Consider the following 25,602-nt stretch of genomic DNA (forward strand, 5'->3'; position numbering starts at 1 on the left):
CGCCGCCGGCCGCCGCGCGTGAAGAGGGAGGGCAGCAGGGCGAGGTGGAGGGGGAGGGCTAGGAGGAGGTGGAGGGGGGCGGGGGGAGGCCCCGGGAGTGTGGGCCGGGCCCAAACCGCCCCCGTACGGACCGGCCCGGTCCGAAGCGGCCCCCTACCGACCCGCCCGCCCCCAAACCGTGTCCGTACCGATATGCGGACAGCTGGTGACGTCGGCGGCTTTGGGCGCTTAGATTTCCTGGCCTTACAGATGATCGCCAGGGATGGAGCAGCGGATATGTCAGAGCCAGCCGAAACACCCCGTTCCGGGCCGATCGTCACGCCCACACGTGTGGTGGCCGGCCTGTGCCTGCTCGCTCCGTTCGTGGCGATGCTCTGGGTGAGTTCGTACGCGAAGGTCGAGCCGACGCTGATCGGCATCCCGTTCTTCTACTGGTACCAAATGCTCTGGGTGCTGGTCTCGACCGGGCTGACGATGATCGCGTACAAGCTCGTGCGGCGTGAGCAGCGTGAGCTTCGCGCCCGTAAGGACGGTGCGTCGAAGTGATGACCATGGCAACGAACCTCCCGGCCACCGCGGCCGTCCCGGCCGTCCCGGGCGGAAACGCGCTCGCGGCGGACGCGACCGGCGGCGTGAACGGCATCGCGCTGGCCGTCTTCATCTTCTTCTTCATCGCCGTGACGGTCATGGGCTTCCTGGCCGCGCGCTGGCGCAAGGCCGAGCAGTCCGAGAACCTCGACGAGTGGGGCCTGGGCGGCCGCAGCTTCGGCACGTGGGTGACGTGGTTCCTGCTGGGCGGCGACCTGTACACCGCGTACACCTTCGTCGCCGTCCCCGCGGCGATCTACGCGGCGGGTGCGGCCGGCTTCTTCGCCGTGCCGTACACGATCCTCGTCTACCCGTTGATCTTCACGTTCCTGCCGCGCCTGTGGTCGGTGTCGCACAAGCACGGGTACGTCACCACCTCGGACTTCGTGCGCGGCCGCTTCGGCTCCAAGGCCCTGTCACTGGCCGTCGCGCTCACCGGCATCCTCGCCACGATGCCGTACATCGCGCTGCAACTCGTGGGCATCCAGGCCGTCCTGGACGTGATGGGCGTCGGCGGCAGCGAGAGCACGCACTGGTTCATCAAGGACCTGCCACTGCTGATCGCCTTCGGCGTGCTGGCCGCGTACACCTACTCCTCCGGGCTGCGCGCGCCCGCGCTGATCGCGTTCGTCAAGGACGGCCTGATCTACCTCGTCATCGCGGTGGCGATCATCTACATCCCGATCAAGCTGGGCGGCTTCGAGCACATCTTCCACGTGGCGGGCGACGCCTTCGCGGAGACCAACCCGGCCACGGGCAAGCCGCGCGGGGAGCTCGCGAGCGGTCCGAACGCGCAGTGGGCGTACGCGACGCTGGCGCTCGGCTCGGCGCTGGCGCTGTTCATGTACCCGCACTCGATCACCGCGACGCTCTCCTCGCGGAGCCGCAACGTGATTCGCCGCAACACCACCATCCTGCCGCTGTACTCGCTGATGCTCGGCTTCCTCGCGCTGCTGGGCTTCATGGCGATCGCGGCCGGGGTCAAGGTGCAGAACGGCCAGCTGGCGATCCCGCAGCTGTTCGAGAACATGTTCCCCGACTGGTTCACGGGCGTGGCGTTCGCCGCGATCGGCATCGGCGCGCTGGTACCCGCCGCGATCATGTCGATCGCCGCGGCGAACCTCTTCACCCGCAACATCTACAAGGACTTCCTGAAGCCCGGCGCCACGCCCGCGCAGGAGCACAAGGTCGCCAAGCTGGTGTCGCTGCTGGTGAAGGTCGGGGCGCTGGCGTTCGTCCTGACGATGGACAAGACGGTGGCGATCAACTTCCAGCTGCTGGGCGGCATCTGGATCCTGCAGACCATGCCGGCGCTGGTGGGCGGCCTGTTCACCCGTTGGTTCCACCGCTGGGCGCTGCTCGCCGGCTGGGCGGTCGGCATGGTGTACGGCACGGCCGCGGCGTACGGCGTGGCCAGCCCCACCCAGAAGCACTTCGGCGGCTCGAGCGCGGAGATCCCCGGCATCGGGGAGATCGGCTACATCGGTCTGACCGCGTTCGTACTGAACGTCGTGGTGACGGTGGTCCTGACGGTCGTCCTGCGGGCCACGAAGGCGCCCGACGGCGTCGACGAGACCTCGCCCGAGGACTACACGGCGGACGTCGGCGACAAGGGCGTACAGGCCGACCTGCCGCCGGCCACGGCCGGAGCGGGGGCCGGGGCGGCGCACTGACGCCACTCCCCCCTCCGCACGACAACCTCCGCACGACAACCTCTGCACAAGAACCTCCGCACGACATCGGGCCGCCGGGCAATCCGGCGGCCCGTTGCCGTATCCGGCTCGGCTCCCCCGATCCGCGCCCATCCCCCACCAGTCGATTCCGAACGTAGCGGACGGCACTGACAACAGCACGGACAGTTGTGCCGCGACACAAGATATGGGGACGGTCGCGAAAGCCGACACAAGATGTATGCTCGTCCTCGCTGTCGCCGCAGGGGAATCCGGTGCGAATCCGGAACTGTCCCGCAACGGTGTGCTGAGTGGGCATTTGCGCGCTCGCCGAGTCCGAGGACCTGCCGACGGTACGCCCGTCTCCGTTCCGGTACGGGCGTCGAGACGTCCGGGCTCCGTGGGTTGGGCCGGTGGACGCTGCGTGGTGTGCCCGCGTGCCCGGCAGGGCTTTGGCGCGGCTGCCCGTACGCCTCCGTCGTGCCCTCCCCGGCCCCAGCCGAGTGAGGAGAGCACAAGGTGACCATCGCGCCAGCGGAGTCAGCACAAGAGGCGCAGACGGCGCAGGAGGCGCGGCCGTCGACCGTGCAGGCCCAGGACGGCCCCGGTACGGCCCTGCTGCGCACCCTGACCGACCTCACCGCCAACCTGCCGGCCACCGACCCGGGCAAGATCGCCGCGGCCGCGCTGCGCGGCCGGCACGCCGGCTCGGACGAGGCGGAGCTGCGCGAGCTGGCGATGGAGGCCGCGGCCGGGCTGATCGGCGACGAGCCGCAGTACTCCAAGCTGGCCGCCCGCCTGCTGACCGCCGCGATCGCCGAGGAGGCCGCGAGCCAGGGCGCGACGGGCTTCGCCGCCTCGGTCGCCACCGGTCACCGCGAGGGCCTGATCGCCGACGGCACGGCCGAGTTCGTCACCACGCACGCCGCCGCACTGGACGCGCTCGTCGACAAGGCGCTCGCGGACGGCGCCGACGACCGCTTCGGCTACTTCGGCCTGCGCACGGTCTACTCCCGCTACCTCCTGCGGCACCCGATCACCCGCCAGGTCATCGAGACCCCGCAGCACTTCCTGCTGCGCGTGGCGTGCGGCCTGGCCGAGGACCACTCGGAGCGCGCCGTCCAGGACGTCGCCGCGCTGTACGAGCTGACCAGCACTCTCTCCTACCTGCCCTCCTCCCCCACGCTCTTCAACTCCGGCACCCGCCACCCGCAGATGTCCTCCTGCTACCTGCTGGACTCGCCGCTGGACGAGCTGGACTCGATCTACGACCGCTACCACCAGGTCGCGCGCCTCTCGAAGCACGCCGGCGGGATCGGCCTCTCGTACTCCCGCGTGCGCGCCCGCGGTTCGCTGATCCGCGGCACCAACGGGCACTCCAATGGCATCGTCCCGTTCCTGCGGACCCTCGACGCGAGTGTCGCCGCGGTGAACCAGGGCGGCCGCCGCAAGGGCGCTGCCTGCGTGTACCTGGAGACCTGGCACGCGGACATCGAGGAGTTCCTGGAGCTGCGCGACAACACCGGCGAGGAGGCGCGGCGTACGCACAACCTGAACATCGCGCACTGGATCCCGGACGAGTTCATGCGCCGCGTCGAGGCCGACGCGGACTGGTCGCTGTTCTCGCCGGTGGACGCGCCGGAGCTGGTCGATCTGTACGGCGCGGAGTTCGACGCCGCGTACCGGAAGGCCGAGGCCGAGGGGAAGGCCATAAAGGCGGTCCCGGCCCGGACGCTGTACGCGCGGATGATGCGTACCCTCGCGCAGACCGGCAACGGCTGGATGACCTTCAAGGACGCCGCCAACCGCACCGCGAACCAGACCGCCGAGCCGGGCCGCGTCGTCCACTCCTCCAACCTCTGCACGGAGATCCTGGAGGTCACGGACGACGGCGAGACGGCCGTCTGCAACCTCGGCTCGGTCAACCTCGCCGCGCACCTGGGCGCCGACGGCACGATGGACTGGGACCGGCTGGACGCCACCGTCCGTACCGCCGTCACCTTCCTCGACCGCGTCGTCGACATCAACTTCTACCCGACCGAGCAGGCCGGCGCGTCCAACTCCCGCTGGCGCCCGGTGGGTCTGGGCCTGATGGGCCTGCAGGACGTCTTCTTCCGCCTCCGTCTGCCGTTCGACTCCCCCGAGGCGCGCGAGCTGTCCACCCGTATCTCCGAGCGGATCATGCTCGCCGCGTACGAGGCGTCCGCCGACCTCGCCGAGCGGCACGGCCCGCACCCGAACTGGGCGGCGACCCGCACCGCCCGCGGCGTCCTGCACCCCGACCACTACCCCAATGCCGAACCCCGCTGGGCCGACCGCTGGGCCGCGCTGCGCACCCGTATCGCGGCAACCGGCATGCGAAACTCACTCCTCCTGGCGATCGCCCCCACCGCGACCATCGCCTCCATCGCGGGCGTGTACGAGTGCATCGAGCCGCAGGTCTCCAACCTCTTCAAGCGCGAGACGCTGAGCGGGGAGTTCCTGCAGGTCAACGCGTACCTGATCGAGGAGCTCAAGGCGCTGGGGCTGTGGGACGCGCGCACCCGTGACGCGCTGCGCGAGGCCAACGGCTCGGTCCAGGACGTCCCCTGGATCCCCGAGGAGGTCCGCGCGCTGTACCGCACGGCGTGGGAGATCCCGCAGCGCGCGCTGATCGACATGGCCGCCGACCGCACGCCCTACCTGGACCAGAGCCAGTCCCTGAACCTCTTCATGGCCGCGCCGACCATCGGCAAGCTCAGCTCGATGTACGCGTACGCGTGGAAGCGCGGCATCAAGACCACGTACTACCTGCGGTCGCGCCCGGCCACCCGGATCGCGCAGTCCGCGCGCGGCACGGTCGCCGCCACCGCCCCCGTACCCCAGCAGGCGGCCGACCCCGAGGCGATCGCCTGCTCCCTGGAAAACCCCGAGTCCTGCGAGGCCTGCCAGTAATGACCACCGAAACCACCGAGAAGCGTCAGAAGAACCTCCTCGACCCGGGCTTCGAACTGACCCTGCGCCCCATGCGGTACCCGGACTTCTACGACCGCTACCGCGACGCGATCAAGAACACCTGGACCGTGGAGGAGGTCGACCTCCACTCCGACGTGGCCGACCTCGCCAAGCTCTCGCCGGGCGAGCAGCACCTGATCGGCCGCCTGGTCGCCTTCTTCGCGACCGGCGACTCGATCGTCGCGAACAACCTCGTGCTCACCCTGTACAAGCACATCAACTCCCCCGAGGCGCGGCTCTACCTGAGCCGCCAGCTCTTCGAGGAGGCCGTGCACGTCCAGTTCTATCTGACGCTGCTGGACACGTACCTGCCCGACCCGGACGACCGCGCCGACGCGTTCGCCGCCGTCGAGAACATCCCGTCCATCCGGGAGAAGGCGCAGTTCTGCTTCCGCTGGATGGACTCCGTCGAGAAGATCGACCGCCTGGAGACCAAGGCCGACCGCCGCCGCTTCCTGCTGAACCTGATCTGCTTCGCGGCCTGCATCGAGGGCCTGTTCTTCTACGGCGCCTTCGCATACGTGTACTGGTTCCGCTCGCGGGGCCTGCTGCACGGCCTGGCGACGGGGACGAACTGGGTTTTCCGCGACGAAACGTGCCACATGAACGCCGCCTTCGCGGTGGTCGACACCGTACGCGAGGAGGAGCCCGACCTCTTCGACGACGACCTCGGCCGGCAGGTCACCGACATGATGCGCGAAGCCGTCGAGGCTGAGCTGCAGTTCGCCCACGACCTGTGCGGCGACGGCCTGCCCGGCATGAACACGGCGTCGATGCGCGAGTACTTGCAGTGCGTCGCCGACCAGCGCCTGCAGCGGCTCGGCTTTGCACCCGTGTACGGCTCGGAGAACCCGTTCTCCTTCATGGAGCTGCAGAACGTCCAGGAACTGACCAACTTCTTCGAACGCCGCGCCTCCGCATACCAGGTCGCGGTCGAAGGATCCGTCGCGTTCGACGACGACTTCTAAAACGATGCCCCGCGCCCCTCGGGGGGGGGCGCGGGGCACTCGCTCGGCAGGACTCAGTCGTTGGCGACCACCGGATACCGCGGGGTCCCCTCCGCCATCTGCTTCAGGACGTCCTTGCGGTCGCGCTTCGAGAGGCGGTCGATGTAGAGGTAGCCGTAGAGGTGGTCGGTCTCGTGCTGGAGGCAGCGGGCGAAGTAGCCGGTGCCTTCGACGGCGATGGGGTTGCCCTCGATGTCCTGGCCGCGGACCACCGCGTAGTCGGGGCGCGCGAGCTCGGAGTACGCGCCGGGGACCGAGAGGCAGCCCTCGTTGGAGTCGTCCAGGACGCGGCGGTCGGCGGGCAGCTCGTCCAGGACCGGGTTGCAGACTACGCCGACGTGGCGTACGCCCTGGTCGTCCATGCAGTCGTAGACGAAGACCTTCAGGTCGACGCCGATCTGGTTGGCGGCCAGGCCCACGCCCTCGGCGGTGCGCTGGGAGGCGAACATGTCGTCGACGAGCTGGGCGAGCTTGTCGTCGAACTCCGTGACGTTCTTGCACTCCTTGTGCAGGACGGGGTTGCCGACGACGGTGATCGGGCGGGAGGTGCCGCGTTCGCGGTACGCCTTCTCGCGCGCGTCCGCGTCGGTCACGTCATCGATGAACTCGGTGTCCACCTGCTGGTCGCCGTCCTGATCAAACCCAGTTTGCTGCGCCATGTCCGCCGCACGCCTTCCGCGATGTTCCGCAAAGATTCTTCTTAGCTGCCCGTACAGGGTACGGGGGCCCGCCGTGCGCCCGTGGCCGCAGGGAACTCAGCAGACCTCTTCGAGGTCCCGCCACTCGCGGGTGTCCGGGCTGTCGGCCACCCAGCCGTCCAGCAGGCCGCGTACCAGCCCGGCGGGCGCGGCGATGCCGCACTCGCGCTCGGGCACCCACAGGGAGCCGGAGCCGGCCGTGCGGTGCCCGAGCGGGCCCGGATGACCGGGCTCGCTGTGGTCGTGCGGGTCCAGCTGCCCGCCCTCGCCCTCGTCGCTGGGCATCCGGCTCTCGGAACACGTACGGCACAGCAGGCGGACGGAGGAGGACCAGTCCTCGGCGGCGTACCCGGCGTCCGCGGCCAGCCGCTCCAGGGCGTCCCGGTCGGCCTCGCCGGCGGCCTCCAGGAGGACGACCCAGGTGGGCACCGGAGAGGGCGCCCACAGCTCGATCTCGTCGAAGACGGGATAGGAGGGCCCGGCCGTGGTCGTGCGCTCGCCGTGCGGGACGCCGTCGTGCAGGACGACCTCGCCCCAGCGGCGCCCGGAGGACGGCAGCGGGATGGAGAGCACCTCGATGCGGGCGGGGTCCAGCCGGCGGCCCCAGACGACCTCGGCCTCGCCCTCGGGCGAGAGGCGGACCGCGGCGCTGCCCAGCTGCATGCCGCGCGGCTCCCCGGAGGGCGCGCCCTCACCGGGGACGTGCAGTCCGTACGCCTGCCAGGCGCGGCGGGCCAGCGGCCAGTCCTGCAGGGCGGTGGCCGCGATGCCCACGTTCCACCAGTCGGGGGCCCCGGCCTCGCGCTCCAGCAGGGCGACGGCGCGCAGTCCGGCGGTGCGCGCCTGCTCCCAGTCGTGCCGGAATTTGTGCAGCAGGGCGAGGTTGAACCAGGACTCCGACAGCCACGGCTCCATGTCGGCGGCGCGGGTGAGCAGCGCGCCGGCGTCCTCGTAACGGCCGTCGCCGATCAGCGTGAAAGCGCGGTCGGTCGCCTGCCGCCACGAGGCGGAGGGCCGGTGCCGTACCTTGCCGAAGATCTTCACGATTCCCGCCTGCCGATTGCTTCCTTGGTGCCGTCCGGTGGACGGCCGAGGGCTCACTCGACAACCTGCCACAGTTTGCCGCCGGGCTCAGCCCGATGACCGGCGCCCCCTGCTGCTCCTTGCCTCGCGCAGCCCCCTGGGCCCCGCTCCCGGGGGCCCTCCTTCGCATCCAACCATGCCCATTCCCGAGGCCGCTCATTACCCATCGGTTCTGTGACCTTGAACCGGTACCCCGATAAGTAACGGCTACCCCTGTGGGCACCGCGCACACGGCGCAAAGCGCCGGTCAGGCCGGGGCGAGGGGCCGGGAGAGCACCCGGGCGAGGGCCTCCACCACACGGGGTTCGAAGTCCTGTGCGGTCGACAGACGGAGCCGTTCCAGTGCGCGCAGCGTGCCCCCGGGGCCGCCGTCGCCGCCCGCGAGGTCGTCGTAGGCGTTCACGGTGCGCACGATGCGGGCGGGCAGCGGCTGCTCCCGGAACGGGTCGGCCTGCCGCTCGACGATCACCGCCACTTCCGCGGGCACCCCGGTCTGGCGGACGACGGCCCCGCCGAGCAGGGCGATCCTGCGCTGTTCGGCGGCGGGCAGCCCGGCGGTGGCGCCGCCGGTCACCGGGTCCACGAGGGACAGCTGGCCGATGTCGTGCATCAGTGCCGCGTATTCCAGGACGTTCAAGTCGGCCTCTCCGAGGCCCAGTTCCCGGCCGACGGCGCGGCTGAGGACGGCGACCCGGCGGGCGTGACCCTGGGGGGTGTAGCCGGCGATCTCGGTGGCGCGGGCGAGGGAGGCGATGGTCTGCCGGTAGGTGGCGCGCACGGCGGCGTAGCGGCGGAAGGAGAGCTGGGTGAGTAGCAGCGGCAGACAGAAGACGGGCAGTGCCCACAGCCCGGCGACGGCCGTGGCGAGCGCGATGACCAGGCCCGTCGCGCAGATCGCCGAGCCGATGCCGAGCAGGGAGCGCAGTTCGTCGCGGAGGAGGGGGCCGTACGGCCAGCCGGTACGGGCCCTGGCCAGGGCCGCGGCGAGCACGGCGTCGCACAGGGCGGTGAGCACGAGGATGCCGAGGAGGAAGCAGGTGTAGTACGTGCCGTCGCCGATCCAGGCGGCCAGTCGGCCGGTGTTGTACAGGGGCTGGAAGCAGGTCGCGGCGAAGCCGACGGTGAGGACGCGGCGGGCGATGTGGTCCAGGGCGGGGCCGCGGCCGAGCGCCACATGGGGGACGAGGCCGATGAGCCCGGCCGCGACGACGACGGCGACGATCTGCAGGACGCCGTGCGTGGTGGGCCGCCCGGCGACCTCGCCGAGCAGGGCGTAGGCCAGGGCTCCGGCGACGCCGAGCGGGGCGCTCTCGCGGTCGCCGGGCAGCGCGCCGGCGCCGCCGCGCGTGGGCGGCCCCGCGCCCCAGCGGGCCAGCTCCCCGACCGCTATGAGGGCGCCGAAGGCGAGCGCGATGCCGGGGTCGGCGAGGCCGTGCCAGAGGGTGTGGCCGAGCGCGAGGCAGGCGAGGGCGCCGGCCGCGGCGTGGACGAGGGCGACGGCGCGGGGGGTGCCGGTGCGGTGCGGGGCGGCGGGCGGGTCGGTGTGACCCGCCGCTGCGGTCCGCGGCGCGGCGCCGCTCACCGGTCGCCCTTGGTGACGCGGGGGTGCGGCGGGGCTGCGGCGCCGGGCGGCGCCCCGCCAGGCGTCGCGGCGGCCCCGGGATGCGGCAGCCCTGCGGTACCGGGCAGCCCTGCAGTGCCCGGCAGCGCTGCCGTACCGGGCCGGGTGGCGGCCTCCGGGGCCGGGCGCCTGCGGAGGGGGACGCCCGCGCGCCGGGGCGGCGGCAGCGCGGGCCCGTCGGCGCCCGCGGTGACGACCTCGGGCTGCCAGCCGTGCCGGGCGAGCGCGGCGACCAGGGCGCGGACCATACGGGGGTCGAGCTGGGCGCCCGCGCTGCGGCGCAGCTCGGCGACGGCGGCGGCGACCGGGCGGGCGCGGCGGTAGGAACGGGTGGAGGTCATCGCGTCGAAGGCGTCGGCGACCGCGACCACCCGGGCGAATTCGGGGATCTCGCGCCCCCGGAGGCCGTAGGGGTAGCCCTTGCCGTCCATGCGTTCGTGGTGGTGCAGGATCGCGGCCCTGGCCTCGCCGAGGAAGCCGATGCCGCGGACGATCTCGTGGCCGTACTCCGGGTGCAGCTCGATGACGCGGCGCTCCTCGGAGGTGAGCGGGCCGTCCTTCCGGAGCAGCCGGGTGGGTACGCCGAGCTTTCCGACGTCGTGCAGGATGCCGGCGAAGCGCAGTACTTCGAGGCGCTCCTCGGCCATGCCCAGCTCGCGGGCGATCATCACCGAGGCGCGGCCCACCCGCTCGCTGTGGCCGCGGGTGTAGCGGTCCTTGAGGTCGACGGCCTGGACGAGGGCGCGGATGGTGGCCTGGTGGGCGGCGCGCTCCCGGTGGTACTGCGCGAAGACCCAGCAGGAGATGTACATGGGCAGCAGGACCAGGAGGGCGGCGGCGGGCCCGTAGGAGCTGCGCCAGAGGACGGCCATCATCAGCCCGGCCAGGCCGTGCACCAGGTGCGGGGCGAGCGAGCGGAGCAGCAGGCCGCGCCAGGCGGTGCGGGGCGGGTGCCGCTCGGCGGCGACGAGTACGCCGCCGTCCAGGGCGGCCAGGACGGCGCAGAAGGCGGTGGTGGCGGCCGCGGCGGGCAGCAGCGCGTAGGGGAATTCGGGGGTGAGGACGGCGCGGCTGCCGCCCGCGCCGAAGACCTGGGCTGCGGCCCAGGCGGCCAGGGCCAGCTCCGCCGCGTGCCAGACGCGGCGCGCTACGGGCGAGCGCTCCGCCGTACTGGAGAGGAGCGCGCCGGGCAGCGCTGCCAGGGCGGCAGCGGCGGGCGGCAGCAGGAAGACCCCGGCGAGCAGCACGGGGCAGCCCCAGCGGGGCGGCATGCCGTCGCCGTGCGCCGGCGCGCCGGCCCGGCGGCGTCCCGAGGTCAGCGGACAGTCGCGCATCCGCTCGCAGGCGGCGTAGAGCACGGCGAGCAGGGCCACGGTGGGCCAGTGGGTGCCCGCGTCGGGCAGAACGGCGGGGGCGGCACAGCCGGCCGCCGCCAGGACAGCACATCCGATGTACGCGTACGCGCCCATGGGCAGCTGCCGCATGGCGCCCTCCTCCCCGTACCGAGCGATGACGCTTCAGGTCCGGGTGAGCTTAGAAGGCGTGAGCGGCGCGTGCGGGCGCATCCGGGGATTGGGTGGGGCTCATCAGCCGGCCCTCACCCGATGGAGTGACCCGGCGTGTTATTCGGCGCGCGCCGCCTCGGTGCGTGCATCGGTTTCGGTCGGTCCGGCCTGGTGTCCGGGGCCCTCGGCCTGTGCCTGTGCCTGTTCCTGCGCCTGTTCCAGCACGCTCTTCTCGGGCACGGCCTCGCCGGACCGGATCAGCTCGATCCGCCCCATGACCTTCGAGCGCAGGTCGGTGGGCACGTCGTCGTGTCCGCAGCAGCGCTTGACGAGCTTCTTGACGGCCTGTTCGAGGCCGTACTTCTCCAGGCAGGGCGAGCACTCGTCGAAGTGCTCCTCGAACTTCGTGCACTCCCCGTCCGGCATCTCGCGGTCGAGATACTCGTACAGGTGGTCAAGGACCTCGGAGCAGTCCGTCTCGTGCGGGTCTCCGCAGCTCATGATGTGGAGCCTTTCCGATCGTGCGACTCCGTCGTCGCAGCGCCCGCTCCGGCCGGGACCAGCCCGCGGTCACGGGCGTAGTCCTCGAGCATGCCGCGCAGCTGTCGGCGGCCACGGTGCAGGCGGGACATCACCGTGCCGATGGGAGTTCCCATGATGTCGGCGATCTCCTTGTACGCAAACCCCTCCACGTCCGCGAGGTACACCGCTATGCGGAATTCCTCGGGGATCGCCTGCAGGGCTTCCTTCACGTCCGAATCGGGCAGGTGGTCCAGCGCCTGCGACTCGGCGGAGCGCAGGCCCGTGGACATGTGCGACTCGGCACGCGCGAGCTGCCAGTCCTCGATCTCCTCGGCCGCGCTGCGCTGCGGCTCCCGCTGCTTCTTGCGGTAGGAGTTGATGAAGGTGTTGGTCAGGATGCGGTACAGCCATGCCTTGAGGTTCGTGCCCTCGCGGAACTGGTGGAAGGATGCGTACGCCTTGGCGTACGTCTCCTGTACCAGGTCCTCCGCGTCCGCCGGATTGCGCGTCATACGCAGCGCGGCGGAGTACATCTGGTCCAGGAAAGTGAGCGCGTCACGCTCGAAGCGCGCATTGCGCTCGGCCTCCGACTCGCCCTTCGTCTCCGCGCGGGCAGCCTCAGGCCGGCCCTCGTCATGTGCTTGTGCCGTGCCGTCGGTCCCTGCGTCGGTACCGCTGACCGGACCCACCTCCTCCAACACCGTGCCGGATCCGGATGCGGATCCGCTCGAATCGGAGAATAGACGACGATCCGGTACCACCGCCGCTCCAGCCGTGACGTGGTGTCCCGCGTGGAGCTGTGCCGGCTGCGGCACCGTCCAGCTGGGGCCCTGCGGTCGGGCCGGGCATGCGATCCCCATGCGGTGGACTCCCATTCCTCGTGCGTACCAGTGCGTACCTGCCTACGCCACGGACAACAGAGCGGGGGCGCCGTGCATTCCCGCGCCTCCCCAGGGAGATCCGGAAGGCCCCGCGGAGGTCAGTCGGGCAGCCCGACCAGCCACTCGGCGGCCGCCTCCACGATCAGCATGAGGGCCTCGTCCTGGGCGATGGGGGCCTTCTTCGGTACGGCGAAACCGTGATCGGCGTGCGGCACCTCGACGATCCCGGTGCCCTCGGGGAACTCCTCGGGGCGCCCGAAGGGGTCGCGGCCGCCCTGGATCACCAGGGTGGGCACGCCGGCGCCGGTGAGCTCGTCGGCGCGGGACTTCTCCGGCTTGCCCGGCGGGTGCAGCGGGAAGCTGAGGGCGAGCACGGCGTGTGCGCCGAGCTCACGCGCCGTACGGCAGGCCACTCGCGCCCCCGCACTGCGCCCGCCCGCGACGACCGGCAGCCCGGGCTTCTGCAGCGCGGGCCACAGCGCTGTCCAGGCCGCGTCCAGGGCCTTCGGCGCGGGCGCCAGCTTCTTGCCCGCCACGCGCCAGGGCTGCTCCACGAGGGCGACGGTGACGCCGCGCTCCGGGAGCGCCGCGGCCAGCGCCGCCAGGTCCCGTGCCTCGATGCCGCCGCCCGCGCCGTGGCTCACGGCGAGCACCGTGCGCGCCGTGCCCTGGGCGTGGTGCCAGGTGATCCGGGCGTCGCCCGCCGGTGTGCCGACCGTCTCGCTCTCACTCATGGGGCCATCCTGCCCCGCCGGGCCCGGGAAACGGGCCCGGCGACCGGTCAGAAGAGCACGTCTGTCAGAAAAGAGTGGTCTCCTCCGGCGCCGCCAGCTCCTTCACCAGCTCGGGGCTGTTGTTGCGGACGTTGCTGACCTCCGTGGAGACGGGGTAGGCGCGCATCATCCCGGCGGGCGGCGGCGCGAGCAGCTCGCGCAGCTCTTCTATGTCCGTGGTGGCCGGGTTCAGCCAGGCGTCCCAGCGGTCCGGCGGCAGGACCAGCGGCATCCGGGGGTGGATGTCGGCGAGGGACTGCGGGCCCGCCTCGCCGGAGGCGCCGGCCAGTGGCGTGGTCTCGGCGGCCGTGGTGACCACCGAGCAGGTCGCCCACCACGCCTGCGGGTGGTCCGGCGGCAGCGTCGGGTCGCGCCAGAACTCGTACAGCCCGGCCATCGCCATCACGGCGCCGTCGGCCGGCGTGACGAAGTACGGCTGCTTGCGGGGGCGCTTCTTGCGGCCCTGCTCCTCCAGCTGCCGCTCCCCCACGCCGGTCACCCACTCGAAATAACCGTCGCCGGGGAGCAGGCAGCGGCGGGCGGCGAAGGGCCGCTTGAAGGACGGCTTCTCGTGGACCGTCTCCGCCCTGGCGTTGATCATCTTCACGCCGACGTCGGGTGATTTCGCCCACGACGGGACCAGGCCCCACTTCAAAGGCCGCAGCTGGCGAACCGGCCGCCGGTCCGCGGCGTCTTTGACGGGGCGTTCGAGCACCGCGTAGACGTTCTTGGTGGGGGCGACATTCCAGTCGGGTGCCAGGGTTTCCTCGGGCTCCCACTTCTCGACCTCGAAGATCCCCACCAGATCCTCGGGCCGCCTGCTCGCCGCATACCGTCCGCACATGTATGCCACAGTGCCATGGCACAGCAAGGGGAGAGATGGACACCGAGCACATCACCGACGTATGGGACCGGGTTTTCGCCACACAGCCCGATCCGTCGTTCTGGCTGGTCGTGGCCACGGCCGTGGTCGCGCTGGCGGTGGTGCTCCCCTACAGCGCCTGGCGGATATCCCGTAATGCCATCACCATCGCGCACGAGGGCGGGCACGGCCTCGTGGCCCTGCTGACCGGCCGGAAGCTGGACGGCATCCGTCTGCACTCGGACACCTCCGGGCTGACCGTCAGCCGCGGGAAGCCGACCGGCCTGGGCATGGTCCTGACCGCCGCGGCCGGCTACACCGCGCCCTCACTGCTCGGCCTGGCCGGTGCCGCGCTGCTCGCCGCCGGCCACATCACGGCCCTGCTGTGGGGCGCAACGGCCCTGCTGCTGGCGATGCTGATCATGACGCGGAACGCATACGGCGTCCTCACGGTGGTACTCGCCGGTGGCGCGTTCTTCCTGGTCTCCTGGCTGACCACCGCGGAGGTGCAAGCGGCCTTCGCGTACGCGGTGGTGTGGTTCCTGCTGCTCGGCGGGGTCCGGCCGCCCTTCGAGATCCAGGGGAAGCGCCGGCGCTCCGGAGGCCGGGTGGACTCCGACCCGGACCAGCTCGCCCGGCTGACGAACGTGCCGGCGGCGGCCTGGCTCGGCTTCTTCCACCTGGTGGCGCTCTGCTCGCTCTTCGGGGGCGGCCGGTGGCTCCTGCAGCTGTGAGACCTGCGCGGCGCCGCTTTACCAGTGCCATGTTTCGTACAGGTTGCACCCCATTTGATCAAGATCCGCACCCCTGGTGAGCCATTAAAGTGAGCTACATGACCGAGAGCCCCGCACACTCCGCCCTCTGGCCGGCCCCCACCGCACCCGGGGCGGTCGACGCGACCGTCACCGTGCCCGGTTCCAAGTCGGTCACCAACCGCGGCCTGGTCCTGGCCGCGCTCTCCTCCGAGCCCGGCTGGCTGCGCCGCCCGCTGCGCTCCCGCGACACCCTCCTGATGGCCCAGGCGCTGCGCACGATGGGCGTGGGCATCGAGGAGACCATCTCCTCCAACTCCGCCCCGGCCGGCACGCCCGACGGCACCGGCGAGGCGTGGCGCGTGATCCCCGCCGGGCTGCACGGCCCCACCACCGTCGACGTGGGCAACGCCGGTACGGTCATGCGCTTCCTGCCGCCGGTCGCGGCGCTGGCCGACGGCCCGGTCCGGTTCGACGGCGACCCGCGGTCGTACGAGCGTCCGCTGGGCGGCGTCATCGAGGGGCTGCGCGCCCTCGGCGCCCGCATCGACGACGACAACCGCGGCGCCCTCCCGATGACCGTGCACGGCAACGGCGGCCTGGACGGCGGCCGGGTCGAGATCGACGCGTCCTCCTCCTCGCAGTTCGTCAGCGCCCTGCTGCTGTCCGCGCCGCGCTTCAACCAGGGCGTGGAGGTACGGCACGTGGGCGACACGCTGCCGTCCATGCCGCACATCCGGATGACCGTGGACATGCTGCGGGCGGTCGGCGCGCAGGTGGACACGCCCGAGTCCGGCGGCGAGCCGAACGTCTGGCGGGTCACCCCGGGCGCGCTGCTCGGCCGCGACCTGGTCGTCGAGCCGGACCTGTCCAACGCGCAGCCGTTCCTGGCCGCCGCGCTGGTCACCGGTGGCCGGGTCACCATCCCGGACTGGCCCGAGCACACCACTCAGCCGGGCGACGCGCTGCGCGAGATCTTCACCGAAATGGGCGGTTCCTGCGAGCTGACCGAGCAGGGCCTGACCTTCAAGGGCAGCGGCCGCGTCCACGGCATCGACATCGACCTGAGCGAGGTCGGCGAGCTGACCCCGGGCATCGCGGCGGTCGCGGCCCTCGCGGACTCCGAGTCCGTACTGCGCGGCGTCGCCCACCTGCGGCTGCACGAGACCGACCGGCTCGCGGCGCTCACCAAGGAGATCAACGGCCTGGGCGGTGACGTCACCGAGACCGCCGACGGTCTGCACATCCGGCCGCGCCCGCTGCACGGCGGCGTCTTCCACACGTACGACGACCACCGCATGGCCACCGCCGGCGCGCTGCTCGGCCTGGTCGTCAAGGGCGTCGAGGTGGAGAACGTCGCGACGACGGCCAAGACCCTGCCCGACTTCCCCGAGATGTGGACGGACATGCTCAGCCCGGCAGCGGCCCCCGCCCGGAGAGCCTGAGAGTCCGCCCCGATGCGCCGCTACGGCAAGCACACCGACGAGGACGACGTCCGGGTCCGCCCGAACCGCAAGGGCAACCGCCCTCGTACGAACATCCGCCCGAAGCACGAGGACGCCAGCGAGGGCCTGGTCCTCACGGTCGACCGCGGCCGCATCACGTGCCTGATCGAGGACCGCTCGGTCACCGCGATGAAGGCGCGTGAGCTGGGCCGCAAGAGCGTGGTGGTCGGCGACCGGGTCATGGTCGTCGGCGACCTCACCGGTGAGAAGGACACGCTTGCCCGCATCGTGCGCGTCCAGCCGCGCACATCGGTGCTGCGGCGCACGGCCGACGACGACGATCCGTTCGAGCGGGTGGTGGTCGCCAACGCCGACCAGCTCGCGATCGTCACCGCGCTCGCCGACCCCGAGCCGCGGCCCCGGCTGATCGACCGTTGCCTGGTCGCGGCCTTCGACGCGGGGCTGGAGCCGCTGCTCGTCCTCACCAAGTCCGATCTGGCGTCACCGGACACGCTGCTGGAGTCCTACGGCACGCTGGGCGTCCCGTACGTCGTCACCAACCGCGAGGAGCTGGCCGACGGCGCCGCGGCCGACCGGGTGCGCGAGCGGCTGGCAGGCCGGATCACGGCGTTCGTCGGCCATTCCGGCGTGGGCAAGACCACGCTGGTCAACTCCCTTGTACCGGCGCGGAAGCGGGCCACCGGACACGTCAACGCGGTCACCGGGCGCGGCCGGCACACCACGACCTCGGCGCTGGCCCTGCCGCTGCCGGACGACCGGGGCTGGGTGATCGACACGCCCGGCGTACGGTCCTTCGGGCTGCACCACATCGACCCGTCGCGGGTCATCCACGCCTTCCCGGACCTGGCGCCGGGCACCGCGGAGTGCCCGCGCGCCTGCAGCCACGACGAGCCGGACTGTGCGCTGGACCAATGGGTGAAGGACGGGCACGCCGACCCGGCCCGGCTCTACTCGCTGCGCCGGCTGCTGGCCACCCGGGAGCGGCGCGAGGGCGACTGACGGGTCGTGGGAGCGGGGTGGCCGATGCGAAAAGGTGGCTGCCATGGGCCCGTGGTAACTGCATAATCACATCAGGAGTGGGCGAAGCGGTCACCGAACCGACGGAGGCAAACTGATGGCGTGGCTGCTCGTCGTGGTGGCGGGACTTCTGGAGACGGGCTTCGCGGTGTGCCTGAAGCTCTCGCACGGCTTCACGCGCCTCTGGCCCACGATCGCCTTCTGCGTCTTCGCGCTCGGCAGCTTCGGGCTGCTGACCCTCTCGCTGAAGAAGCTGGACGTGGGCCCGGCGTACGCGGTGTGGACCGGGCTCGGCGCGGCCGGCACGGCGGTGTACGGCATGGTCTTCCTCGGCGACGTGGTGTCGACCATCAAGATCGTCTCGATCACGCTGGTCATCGCCGGGGCGATCGGGCTCCAGTTCTCGGGCTCGGCGCACTGACGTCTACGGGGCGTGCGGGGCCGGATGGCGCGGCAGGCCCGCGAACGCGCTGCGGACCAGCCGCCCGACCTCCTCGGGATCGGCGGGCGCGACCACGCAGGACAGCGTGAGCCGGGCCGCCGTCGTGCACGCGGTACCGAGCTCGGTCAGCTCCTCCTTGGGCCAGTCCGCCTCCAGCGCGGCCACCGCCCGGTCGCTGAACCGGCCGACCAGCTCGCTCGGCCCGGGCAGCGGCGCCTCGACGGGCGGCGGCACCACGGGGAAGCCCGTGCGGGGTCCGGGCACCGGCAGCGGCAGCGACTGGTCGGCGGGCGAGGGCAGCCGCTCGTTCCAGCAGCCGGTCAGCACGGCCCGTACGAGGGGGTTGGCGCGGGCGGTACGCAGCGTCCAGTCGGCCGCCGCGGCCAGCCTGGCCTGGGCTTCTTCGGGCAGGGACGACGGGCGCGCGGCCCCCTCGGGGGGCGCACCGGTCACGGGCCGGGACAGGATGCGCTCCACGCCCGCCAGATAGCCCTCGGTCTCGCGGCGCACCAGGGCGCGCGCGAGCCCCTGTTTGCTGCCGAACTCGTTGTAGAGAGTCTGCCGGGAGACCCCTGCCGCGGCCGCGACATCGACCATCCGGACGCCTGCCCAGGGCCGAACTTCGAGCGCCGCGTAGGCGGCGTCCAGTAAGGAATCACGCGCTGCGGGCATCGTCGCCTCCCAGGCCGTAGTGCCCATATGGCCGGTGTGCGCACAGAATTGACGCCCCACCAGGTGGTGTCAAGGGTCCGGACCAAAGGACTGCCGACAGGTGCGGAGGGGGTTCCCGGAAGCCGCCACGTTCGGCGACGACCGCGGGATTTTCCGTGCTCAGGTACCGGGAAAGATAGTGTTCGCACATGGCCGACTACCACGATGATCTCCGTCTCGCCCACGTCCTCGCGGACGCCGCGGACGCCGCGACCATGGAACGGTTCAAGGCGCTCGACCTGAAGGTCGAGACCAAACCGGACATGACCCCGGTGAGCGAGGCCGACAAGGCGGCCGAAGAGCTCATCCGCGGCCAGCTCGCACGCGCCCGGCCGCGGGACGCGGTGCTCGGCGAGGAGTTCGGCTCCGAGGGATCGGGGCCGCGCCGCTGGATCATCGACCCGATCGACGGCACGAAGAACTACGTGCGCGGGGTGCCCGTGTGGGCCACCCTGATCGCCCTGATGGAGCGCGGCGAGGGCGGGGACCGTCCGGTCGTCGGCGTGGTCTCGGCGCCCGCGCTGCACCGCCGCTGGTGGGCCGCCGAGGGGCTGGGCGCCTACACGGGGCGCAGCCTGACCTCGGCCCAGCGTCTCCAGGTGTCGAGCGTCGGGCGCATCCAGGACGCGTCGTTCGCCTACTCCTCGCTCACCGGCTGGGAGGAGCGCGGCACGCTGGGCGGCTTCCTGGACCTGTCGCGGGAGGTGTGGCGGACCCGTGCGTACGGCGACTTCTGGCCCTACATGATGGTGGCCGAGGGCTCCGTGGACATCTGCGCCGAGCCGGAGCTGTCGCTGTGGGACATGGCGGCCTGCTCCGTCGTCGTACAGGAGGCCGGCGGGCGTTTCACCGGCCTGGACGGCGCCCCGGGCCCGCACAGCGGCAACGCGGCGGCCTCCAACGGCCTGCTCCACGAGGACCTGCTCAACTACCTTCGGGACTGAGCCCCCGCCCCGTGGTCAGTAGCGGGGATTTCCAAACGGCGCCTTGGGGCGCGTGACCGGGAGACCGGCCCTCACGCGCCCCTTGTCGCACGCCATGGAGCATGTGAACATGAGAATCCCCCCGCTTGTGCATTTGTGAAACATTTCTCCAGGTGCTTCCGGCGCCGGAGTGTCCCCCGCGGGGTCTCATCAAGGAGGTGGCTCCACTCCATGCCCATGTACGTCCGCGACGCCATGAGCACGGTGGTCCTCACCATCGGGCCCGAACACACTCTCCGGCAGGCAGCACACCTGATGGCGGCACGGCGCGTCGGCGCGGCCGTCGTCCTGGACGCCGACGCCGGCGGTCTCGGCATCCTCACCGAGCGCGACATCCTCAACTCCCTGGGCGCCGGGGAGAATCCCGACTACGAAGCCGCAGGGAGCCACACCACCACGGACGTGGTCTTCGCCGCTCCGGAGTGGACCCTGGACGAGGCCGCCATCGCGATGGTGCACGGCGGCTTCCGTCACTTGATCGTCCTGGACGACCGGGAGCCGGTGGGCGTGGTGTCCGTACGCGACATCATGCGCTGCCGCTCGGGCGCCCGGAAACGGGCCACGGCGGTACCGGCCTGACCCGCTCCGACCCGGCCGGCTCGGTCCGGCCTATCGGCCCGGCCCGATCGGTCCGGCCCGGGTCGGAAACGCCGAGGAGGCCGGCCGCCCGAGGGCAGCCGGCCTCCTCTGTCCGGGGTGAAGGGGCCCCGGACGACGCGGTCCGTACAGTGGTGACCGGTCAGCCGCGCAGGGCCTGGACCGCGGCCTCCAGTCGCTTGCCGTAGTCCGCGTCCGCCTTGCGGAAGTTCTCGATGGCGCGCTGCGCGATGTCGTCGCGCGAGACCTTCGAGATGAAGCCCGCGAGGTTGTTGATCAGGCGGTCCTTCTCGTCCTCCGACATCAGGCGGTACAGGTTGCCCGCCTGCACGAAGTCGTCGTCCTCGGCGTGCGAGGGCGCCGCGGTCTCACCGCTGGTGCCGGTCACCGGCAGCGGCTGCCACAGCGCACGGCCGGTCTCGGCCGGGCCGCCGAAGCTGTTCGGCTCGTAGTTCTTCTGGCCGCCGTGCCGGCCGTCGTACAGCGCACCGTCCCGGCCGTGGCTGCGCGCCTCGGTGGCGTGCGGGCGGTTCACCGGCAGGTGGTCGGCGTTGATGCCGACGCGGTAGCGGTGCGCGTCGCCGTACGCGAAGAGGCGGCCCTGCAGCATCTTGTCGGGCGAGGGGCCGATGCCCGGCACGAAGTGGTGCGGGGAGAAGATCGACTGCTCGACCTCGGCGAAGATGTTCTGCGGGTTGCGGTTCAGCTCCAGCTTGCCGATCTCGATGACCGGGTAGTCCGCCTTCGGCCAGACCTTGGTCAGGTCGAACGGGTTGAAGCGGTAGTTGGCGGCCTCGGCGGCGGGCATGATCTGCACGCCGACGGTCCAGCTCGGGAAGTCGCCGCGCTCGATGGACTCGCGCAGGTCCCGCTGGTGGCTGTCGGGGTCCTCACCGGCGAGCTTGTTGGCCTCGTCCTGGGTGAGGCACTTGATGCCCTGGTCGGTCTTGAAGTGGTACTTGACCCAGAAGACCTCGCCGGCCTCGTTGTTCCACTGGAACGTGTGCGAGCCGAAGCCGTCCATGTGGCGGTAGGACGCGGGGATGCCGCGGTCGCCGAACAGCCAGGTCACCTGGTGGGTCGACTCCGGGCTCAGACCCCAGAAGTCCCAGACGTTGTCCGCCTCCTGCGAGCCGGTGTACGGGTCGCGCTTCTGGGTGTGGATGAAGTCGGGGAACTTGATGGCGTCCTTGATGAAGAACACCGGGGTGTTGTTGCCGACGAGGTCGTAGTTGCCCTCTTCGGTGTAGAACTTCAGCGCGAAGCCGCGGGGGTCACGCACCGCGTCCGCCGCACCGAGGTTGCCCGCGACGGTCGAGAAGCGCAGGAAGGTCTCGGTCTGCTTGCCGACCTCGGAGAGGAACTTCGCGCGGGTGTACTTCGTCACGTCCGCGGTCACGGTGAAGGTGCCGTACGCGCCGGCGCCGCGGGCGTGCACGATCCGCTCCGGGATGCGCTCACGGTTGAAGTGGGCCAGCTTCTCGATCAGGAGCTGGTCCTGGATCAGACCGGGGCCGCCGATGCCGGCCGTCTCGCTGTTCTGGTTGTCCGCGACCGGAGCACCGGTCTCCGTGGTCAGCGGTCCGGTGGTGCTTTCTACCGACACGTGCGCCTCCTGTGTAAATACCTGCCCTTGGCTTGCGCCGAACCCGATCCTACATTGGACAATGTCTAAGTCAAGAAGGATGAGAAATCCGTACCCGATCCGGTCATGGACCACCACTGGTACCCTGGCTCATATCTGACTGATGGGTGATTGGCATGAGCGACCTGCTCGAACGACTCCGGGGACGCGGCTGGCGGCTGACCGCGCAGCGCCGCGTCGTCGCCGAGGTCCTGGACGGGGACCACGTCCACTACACCGCCGACGAGGTGCACGCGCGGGCGACCGAGCGCCTGCCGGAGATCTCCCGCGCCACCGTCTACAACACCCTCGGCGAGCTCGTCTCGCTCGGTGAGGTGCTGGAGGTCAGTACGGACGGCCGGGCGAAGCGGTACGACCCCAATGCCCATCACGACCATCACCACCTGATCTGCTCGCAGTGCGGCACGATCCGTGACGTGCACATCGCGAGCGACCCGATGAGCGCCCTGCCCGAGCCGGAACGATTCGGCTTCGAGGTCTCGGAGGTCTCGGTGACCTACCGCGGCACGTGCCCGAACTGCGCCCGCGCCTGATCCGTACGTCGCCACCGCACCCCCTCCTCGCTTCGCCGATCATTGCAGCCCGCCGCGTTCCGCGGCGGGCTTTTCGGTAGCCGGGCGCATCGGCGTGCGCTACTTCGGCATGTCGTGCACGCCCCTTCCTGTTTCTGACGGCTCGTCATATCGTGCCTCGCGCCACGCCCCACGGCTGCCCGGGACCGCCCCGGCAGCCGGCCCGCACTCCGCGAGGAGCACACCGTGGGAGAGCCGCACCCGCCGTCCCCGTCCACCGCTCCGGCCCTGCGCGCCCGGGCGCTCGGCCGTTCCTTCGGCCGCGGCCGCAAGGCGCTGACCGCGCTCGGCCCGCTCGACCTCGACATCGCCGCGGGCGAGTTCGTCTGCCTCGTGGGCCCCTCGGGCTGCGGCAAGTCCACGCTGCTGCGGATCGCCGCGGGGCTGCTCCGGCCCGGCACGGGCGAGCTGGAGATCCGCGCCACGAGCGCACGCCCGGCCGCGATGATCTTCCAGGACTACGGCATCTACGACTGGAAGTCCGTACTGGCCAACGTCCGCTTCGGCCTGGACGTGCAGCGCGTGCCCCGTAAGGAGGCCGACGCGCGTGCCCATTCCTGGCTGGCCCGCATGGGCCTCGCGGAGTTCGCGGACGCCTACCCGGCGGCGCTCTCCGGAGGCATGCGCCAGCGCGTGGCCATCGCCCGCGCGCTCGCCGTGGAGCCCGAGCTGCTCCTCATGGACGAGCCCTTCGCCGCCCTGGATGCCCAGCTCCGCACGATCCTTCAGGACGAACTGCTGGACCTCACCCAGCACACCCGTACGACCACCCTCTTCATCACGCACAGCCTCGAAGAGGCGCTCGTCCTCGGCGACCGGGTCCTGGTGATGTCCGCACGTCCCGGCCGCATCATCGCCGAGCGCCGCCCGCCGTTCGGCCGCCCCCGTAGCGGAGCGGTCCGCAGCGCCCCGGAGTTCACCGCGCTCAAGGCCGAGCTGTGGGACCTGCTGCGCGGCGAGGTCGACGCCCGCTCCGGTACGAGCGCGTACTCCGGTACGGGCACGGCACCGCGCTCCGGTGACGGCACAGAGGCGGTACACGTATGACGCTCACCAATCACTCGGCGCCGCGCGAGACCGTCCTCGTACGCCGTCCCGGTCCTCAGGAGCTGCGTCCGCAGCGTACGTACAGGCGGCGCCGCGCCCTTGAAGCGGCGCTCGCCCTGGCCGTCCCGGCCGCCCTGATCCTGCTGTGGCAGCTCGCCGCCGTACAGGGCTGGATCGACGCCCGTATCTATCCGGCGCCCGGCACCATCCTGGCCGACGGCTGGGACCGGGCGCTGGCCGGCGAGCTGTGGCCGGACGTGTGGGCCACCCTGCGGCGGGTCCTCGCGGGCTATGCGGTCGGGGCCGTCTCGGGCTATGCGCTGGGCCTCCTGATGGGCTCGCTCGCCCTCGTACGCGCCGCCCTGGAGCCACTGCTGGACGCGCTGTACGTCGTGCCGAAGCTGGCCCTGCTGCCGGTCTTCCTGAACATGTTCGGGCTCGGCGAGGGGCCGCAGATCGCGCTGGTCGCGGCCACCGTCTTCTTCTTCGTGTGGATCTCCACGATGGCGGCGGTACTGGCCGTACCGGCGGGGCACCGCGACGCGGGCCGGGTCTTCGGCGCGAGTCCCTGGCAGATGTTCCGGCACGTCCTGCTGCCCGCCTCTCTGCCCGCGGTGCTGGTCGGGGCCCGGATAGCGGCGGGGGTCGCGGTTCTGGTGATCGTCGCGTCCGAGCAGATCGCCGCAGCCGACGGGCTCGGCCACCTGATCTTCGACTCGCGGGCGCTGTTCCAGAACGACGTGATGTTCGTCGGGATCGTCTGCGTCGCCGTCCTGGGCGTGCTCTTCTCCGAACTGGTGCGGCTGGCCGGCCGGTTCCTCACCCCCTGGGCACCGCGCGACCGCGGCCGCTCCCGGAGCTGAGAGCCCGCCCTCCCCTACTCGGTACCCGGAGGCCCCATGCGCCGTCGTCTCACCGTGCTCGCCGCCGCCCTGGCCCTGCTCGCCGGATGCGCCGCCCAGGAGGCCGGTGGCAGGCCCGCGAAGCCCCGTACGATCGAGCCCGTCGCCGGCTGCGGCGCCCGTGCCTGGACCGACCCCGCCGACCTGGCGAAGAACCGCCGCCCCGCCCGCTGCGACAAGGGAGCCCCAGCAGCCCGGCCTCTGAAGAAGCAGCGTTCGCTCACGATCGCCACCGGCACCCTCAACGCCGAGTACGTCGCGCCGATCCGCATGGCGCTCGCCAAGGGCGAGTTCGCGAAGGAGGGCCTGGACGTCCACCTGAAGGTGCTGCCCACGCCCGAGGCGCTGCCGCTGCTGGCCAAGGGCGACCTGGACGTCCTGTGGGCGGCGCCGGAGGCCGCCGTCCTCAACGGCATCGCCGGCGGCTTCGACATCCGCTGGGTGGCCGGAAACTTCTCGCCCGACCCGCGCTCGAAGAGCGGCCTGTGGGTCCGGCTGGGCAAGGGAGAGACGGCGCGGTCGGCGTCCCTGAAGGGCGCGAGCCTCGGCACCATGATCGGCAAGGGCTCGGTGATCATGTACCCGATGGACCGTTCCTTCGCCCGGCACGGCGCCCGTATGGACTCCGTCACCTTCCAGCAGCTCGGCTCCTCGGACGTACTGACCGCGCTGACCGGCGGCGGTGTGGACGCCGCCTGGCTGCTGGATCCGGTATGGCGCACGGTCGACGGCGACAAGAGGTACGCGTTCCTCGGCGGCCAGCCGCAGGGCGAACCGCTCGGCGGCGCCCTGTACGGCCCGAATCTCCTGCAGCAGGACCCGGACGCCGGCGTCGCCTTCCTGCGCGCGTACATCCGTACGGTCAATACGTACTTCCGCGGCGACTACAAGGCCGACCGGGCGTTCGCCGCGGAGCTGGCGCGGCTCCTGAAGGTGGACGCCGACGTGCTCACGGCCGTGCCGTCGCTGCGGATGGACTGGGAGATCCGCAAGGGCACCGCCGACCGCCTGCAGCGCGCCTACCGGGACGCGCGGGTCACCAAGGGCCCGCCGGTCCCGGAGAACAGGCTCGTGGACCGCTCCTTCTATGCGGAGGCGGTCGGCCACCGGCCGTGAAGAAGCATGCACACATGACGAAGGCCCGGATCCTTGAGGATCCGGGCCTTCGTCTTCAGTAGCGGGGACAGGATTTGAACCTGCGACCTCTGGGTTATGAGCCCAGCGAGCTACCGAGCTGCTCCACCCCGCGCCGTTGTGTTCACAA

The 25,602-nt window shown here is 71.6% G+C and carries 24 protein-coding genes, 1 tRNA gene and 1 riboswitch; of the genes, 14 read left to right on the forward strand and 11 right to left on the reverse strand.

Annotated features, from left to right (window positions below; translation table 11 throughout):
- Window positions 1-276 precede the first annotated feature (276 nt).
- From AB0I82_RS17645 to AB0I82_RS17660, 4 genes are all read left to right on the forward strand, one after another.
- Entirely contained in the window at window positions 277-546 is a 270-nt protein-coding gene (locus AB0I82_RS17645; RefSeq protein WP_363258144.1) for a DUF3311 domain-containing protein, read from the forward strand.
- 86 nt (window positions 547-632) lie between these two features.
- On the forward strand, window positions 633-2,261 hold the full coding sequence (gene mctP / locus AB0I82_RS17650) for a monocarboxylate uptake permease MctP (RefSeq protein ID WP_363258408.1): 1,629 nt from the start codon (window positions 633-635) through the stop codon (window positions 2,259-2,261).
- Between the two features lie 221 nt (window positions 2,262-2,482).
- A riboswitch (cobalamin riboswitch) is annotated at window positions 2,483-2,625 on the forward strand.
- A gap of 218 nt (window positions 2,626-2,843) precedes the next feature.
- Window positions 2,844-5,192, forward strand: a complete 2,349-nt coding sequence (locus AB0I82_RS17655; RefSeq protein ID WP_363258409.1) for a ribonucleoside-diphosphate reductase subunit alpha — start codon at window positions 2,844-2,846, stop codon at window positions 5,190-5,192.
- Complete coding sequence (locus AB0I82_RS17660) at window positions 5,192-6,220, forward strand: ribonucleotide-diphosphate reductase subunit beta (protein ID WP_363258145.1); 1,029 nt, start codon at window positions 5,192-5,194, stop codon at window positions 6,218-6,220. Before AB0I82_RS17655 ends, AB0I82_RS17660 begins: the two co-directional genes overlap by 1 nt.
- 53 nt (window positions 6,221-6,273) lie before the next feature.
- Here AB0I82_RS17660 and def read toward each other — a convergent pair whose 3' ends face one another.
- The 8 genes from def to AB0I82_RS17700 all read right to left on the reverse strand — a co-directional run bounded on the left by def (window position 6,274) and on the right by AB0I82_RS17700 (window position 14,186).
- Window positions 6,274-6,918, reverse strand: coding sequence for a peptide deformylase (gene def, locus AB0I82_RS17665; RefSeq protein WP_363258146.1), 645 nt, complete (start codon window positions 6,916-6,918; stop codon window positions 6,274-6,276).
- Window positions 6,919-7,014: 96 nt separating this feature from the next.
- Window positions 7,015-8,001, reverse strand: a complete 987-nt coding sequence (locus AB0I82_RS17670) for a hypothetical protein (RefSeq protein WP_363258147.1) — start codon at window positions 7,999-8,001, stop codon at window positions 7,015-7,017.
- Window positions 8,002-8,287: 286 nt separating this feature from the next.
- Window positions 8,288-9,622, reverse strand: a complete 1,335-nt coding sequence (locus AB0I82_RS17675; RefSeq protein WP_363258148.1) for an HD domain-containing protein — start codon at window positions 9,620-9,622, stop codon at window positions 8,288-8,290.
- Window positions 9,619-11,145 (reverse strand): HD-GYP domain-containing protein, encoded by a 1,527-nt coding sequence (locus AB0I82_RS17680; RefSeq protein ID WP_363258149.1) that lies wholly within the window; start codon window positions 11,143-11,145, stop codon window positions 9,619-9,621. Before AB0I82_RS17680 ends, AB0I82_RS17675 begins: the two co-directional genes overlap by 4 nt.
- 138 nt (window positions 11,146-11,283) lie before the next feature.
- Window positions 11,284-11,667, reverse strand: a complete 384-nt coding sequence (gene rsrA / locus AB0I82_RS17685) for a mycothiol system anti-sigma-R factor (RefSeq protein ID WP_363258150.1) — start codon at window positions 11,665-11,667, stop codon at window positions 11,284-11,286.
- On the reverse strand, window positions 11,664-12,377 hold the full coding sequence (locus tag AB0I82_RS17690) for a sigma-70 family RNA polymerase sigma factor (RefSeq protein WP_363258410.1): 714 nt from the start codon (window positions 12,375-12,377) through the stop codon (window positions 11,664-11,666). The genes rsrA and AB0I82_RS17690 overlap by 4 nt, the downstream gene beginning before the upstream one ends.
- Before the next feature lie 290 nt (window positions 12,378-12,667).
- Window positions 12,668-13,303: an alpha/beta family hydrolase gene (locus tag AB0I82_RS17695; RefSeq protein ID WP_363258151.1), complete on the reverse strand. Its 636-nt coding sequence runs from the start codon at window positions 13,301-13,303 to the stop codon at window positions 12,668-12,670.
- Between the two features lie 64 nt (window positions 13,304-13,367).
- Window positions 13,368-14,186, reverse strand: coding sequence for an SOS response-associated peptidase (locus AB0I82_RS17700; RefSeq protein WP_363258152.1), 819 nt, complete (start codon window positions 14,184-14,186; stop codon window positions 13,368-13,370).
- A gap of 35 nt (window positions 14,187-14,221) precedes the next feature.
- On the opposite strand from AB0I82_RS17700, the gene AB0I82_RS17705 reads away from it, so the two are divergent.
- From AB0I82_RS17705 to AB0I82_RS17720, 4 genes are all read left to right on the forward strand, one after another.
- Window positions 14,222-14,938: a M50 family metallopeptidase gene (locus AB0I82_RS17705; RefSeq protein ID WP_363258153.1), complete on the forward strand. Its 717-nt coding sequence runs from the start codon at window positions 14,222-14,224 to the stop codon at window positions 14,936-14,938.
- A 98-nt stretch (window positions 14,939-15,036) separates the two neighbouring features.
- Window positions 15,037-16,401 carry a 3-phosphoshikimate 1-carboxyvinyltransferase gene (gene aroA, locus AB0I82_RS17710; RefSeq protein WP_363258154.1) on the forward strand — a complete coding sequence of 455 codons (1,365 nt, stop codon included), beginning with the start codon at window positions 15,037-15,039 and terminating at the stop codon, window positions 16,399-16,401.
- A 12-nt stretch (window positions 16,402-16,413) separates the two neighbouring features.
- On the forward strand, window positions 16,414-17,421 hold the full coding sequence (gene rsgA / locus AB0I82_RS17715) for a ribosome small subunit-dependent GTPase A (protein WP_363258155.1): 1,008 nt from the start codon (window positions 16,414-16,416) through the stop codon (window positions 17,419-17,421).
- A gap of 115 nt (window positions 17,422-17,536) precedes the next feature.
- On the forward strand, window positions 17,537-17,860 hold the full coding sequence (locus AB0I82_RS17720) for a multidrug efflux SMR transporter (protein WP_363258156.1): 324 nt from the start codon (window positions 17,537-17,539) through the stop codon (window positions 17,858-17,860).
- 3 nt (window positions 17,861-17,863) lie between these two features.
- Here the strand turns inward: AB0I82_RS17720 and AB0I82_RS17725 are convergent, their stop codons facing one another.
- Window positions 17,864-18,553, reverse strand: coding sequence for a TetR/AcrR family transcriptional regulator (locus AB0I82_RS17725; RefSeq protein WP_363258157.1), 690 nt, complete (start codon window positions 18,551-18,553; stop codon window positions 17,864-17,866).
- Window positions 18,554-18,741: 188 nt separating this feature from the next.
- On the opposite strand from AB0I82_RS17725, the gene hisN reads away from it, so the two are divergent.
- Together hisN and AB0I82_RS17735 are read left to right on the forward strand one after the other, a co-directional pair.
- Window positions 18,742-19,536, forward strand: a complete 795-nt coding sequence (hisN, locus tag AB0I82_RS17730; protein ID WP_363258158.1) for a histidinol-phosphatase — start codon at window positions 18,742-18,744, stop codon at window positions 19,534-19,536.
- Between the two features lie 216 nt (window positions 19,537-19,752).
- Window positions 19,753-20,154 carry a CBS domain-containing protein gene (locus AB0I82_RS17735; protein WP_363258411.1) on the forward strand — a complete coding sequence of 134 codons (402 nt, stop codon included), beginning with the start codon at window positions 19,753-19,755 and terminating at the stop codon, window positions 20,152-20,154.
- Between the two features lie 160 nt (window positions 20,155-20,314).
- Here AB0I82_RS17735 and AB0I82_RS17740 read toward each other — a convergent pair whose 3' ends face one another.
- Window positions 20,315-21,778 (reverse strand): catalase, encoded by a 1,464-nt coding sequence (locus AB0I82_RS17740; RefSeq protein WP_363258159.1) that lies wholly within the window; start codon window positions 21,776-21,778, stop codon window positions 20,315-20,317.
- 155 nt (window positions 21,779-21,933) lie between these two features.
- Here AB0I82_RS17740 and AB0I82_RS17745 point away from each other — a divergent pair, with 155 nt between their 5' ends.
- From AB0I82_RS17745 to AB0I82_RS17760, 4 genes are all read left to right on the forward strand, one after another.
- A complete protein-coding gene (locus AB0I82_RS17745) occupies window positions 21,934-22,350 on the forward strand; it encodes a Fur family transcriptional regulator (protein WP_363258160.1) in 417 nt (138 codons plus the stop codon).
- 267 nt (window positions 22,351-22,617) lie between these two features.
- A complete protein-coding gene (locus AB0I82_RS17750) occupies window positions 22,618-23,436 on the forward strand; it encodes an ABC transporter ATP-binding protein (RefSeq protein WP_363258412.1) in 819 nt (272 codons plus the stop codon).
- Entirely contained in the window at window positions 23,433-24,299 is an 867-nt protein-coding gene (locus AB0I82_RS17755; RefSeq protein ID WP_363258161.1) for an ABC transporter permease, read from the forward strand. The genes AB0I82_RS17750 and AB0I82_RS17755 overlap by 4 nt, the downstream gene beginning before the upstream one ends.
- 36 nt (window positions 24,300-24,335) lie before the next feature.
- Window positions 24,336-25,454: an ABC transporter substrate-binding protein gene (locus AB0I82_RS17760; protein WP_363258162.1), complete on the forward strand. Its 1,119-nt coding sequence runs from the start codon at window positions 24,336-24,338 to the stop codon at window positions 25,452-25,454.
- 59 nt (window positions 25,455-25,513) lie between these two features.
- On the opposite strand, the gene AB0I82_RS17765 is transcribed toward AB0I82_RS17760, so the two are convergent.
- A tRNA-Met gene (locus AB0I82_RS17765) sits at window positions 25,514-25,587 on the reverse strand.
- Window positions 25,588-25,602: the final 15 nt, after the last annotated feature.

Source organism: Streptomyces sp. NPDC050315, from assembly GCF_040655775.1.
GTDB lineage: Bacteria > Actinomycetota > Actinomycetes > Streptomycetales > Streptomycetaceae > Streptomyces.

Bases quoted from the DNA above. Each gene is read 5' to 3' on its own strand.
- rsgA (WP_363258155.1), top strand. From the start codon at position 16,414: ATGCGCCGCTACGGCAAGCACACCGACGAGGACGACGTCCGGGTCCGC.
- AB0I82_RS17725 (WP_363258157.1), bottom strand. From the start codon at position 18,553: ATGCCCGCAGCGCGTGATTCCTTACTGGACGCCGCCTACGCGGCGCTC.
- AB0I82_RS17680 (WP_363258149.1), bottom strand. From the start codon at position 11,145: ATGCGGCAGCTGCCCATGGGCGCGTACGCGTACATCGGATGTGCTGTC.
- rsrA (WP_363258150.1), bottom strand. From the start codon at position 11,667: ATGAGCTGCGGAGACCCGCACGAGACGGACTGCTCCGAGGTCCTTGAC.
- AB0I82_RS17660 (WP_363258145.1), top strand. From the start codon at position 5,192: ATGACCACCGAAACCACCGAGAAGCGTCAGAAGAACCTCCTCGACCCG.
- hisN (WP_363258158.1), top strand. From the start codon at position 18,742: ATGGCCGACTACCACGATGATCTCCGTCTCGCCCACGTCCTCGCGGAC.
- AB0I82_RS17700 (WP_363258152.1), bottom strand. From the start codon at position 14,186: ATGTGCGGACGGTATGCGGCGAGCAGGCGGCCCGAGGATCTGGTGGGG.
- AB0I82_RS17755 (WP_363258161.1), top strand. From the start codon at position 23,433: ATGACGCTCACCAATCACTCGGCGCCGCGCGAGACCGTCCTCGTACGC.
- AB0I82_RS17745 (WP_363258160.1), top strand. From the start codon at position 21,934: ATGAGCGACCTGCTCGAACGACTCCGGGGACGCGGCTGGCGGCTGACC.
- AB0I82_RS17735 (WP_363258411.1), top strand. From the start codon at position 19,753: ATGTACGTCCGCGACGCCATGAGCACGGTGGTCCTCACCATCGGGCCC.
- AB0I82_RS17705 (WP_363258153.1), top strand. From the start codon at position 14,222: ATGGACACCGAGCACATCACCGACGTATGGGACCGGGTTTTCGCCACA.
- aroA (WP_363258154.1), top strand. From the start codon at position 15,037: ATGACCGAGAGCCCCGCACACTCCGCCCTCTGGCCGGCCCCCACCGCA.
- AB0I82_RS17760 (WP_363258162.1), top strand. From the start codon at position 24,336: ATGCGCCGTCGTCTCACCGTGCTCGCCGCCGCCCTGGCCCTGCTCGCC.
- AB0I82_RS17695 (WP_363258151.1), bottom strand. From the start codon at position 13,303: ATGAGTGAGAGCGAGACGGTCGGCACACCGGCGGGCGACGCCCGGATC.
- def (WP_363258146.1), bottom strand. From the start codon at position 6,918: ATGGCGCAGCAAACTGGGTTTGATCAGGACGGCGACCAGCAGGTGGAC.
- AB0I82_RS17645 (WP_363258144.1), top strand. From the start codon at position 277: ATGTCAGAGCCAGCCGAAACACCCCGTTCCGGGCCGATCGTCACGCCC.
- AB0I82_RS17720 (WP_363258156.1), top strand. From the start codon at position 17,537: ATGGCGTGGCTGCTCGTCGTGGTGGCGGGACTTCTGGAGACGGGCTTC.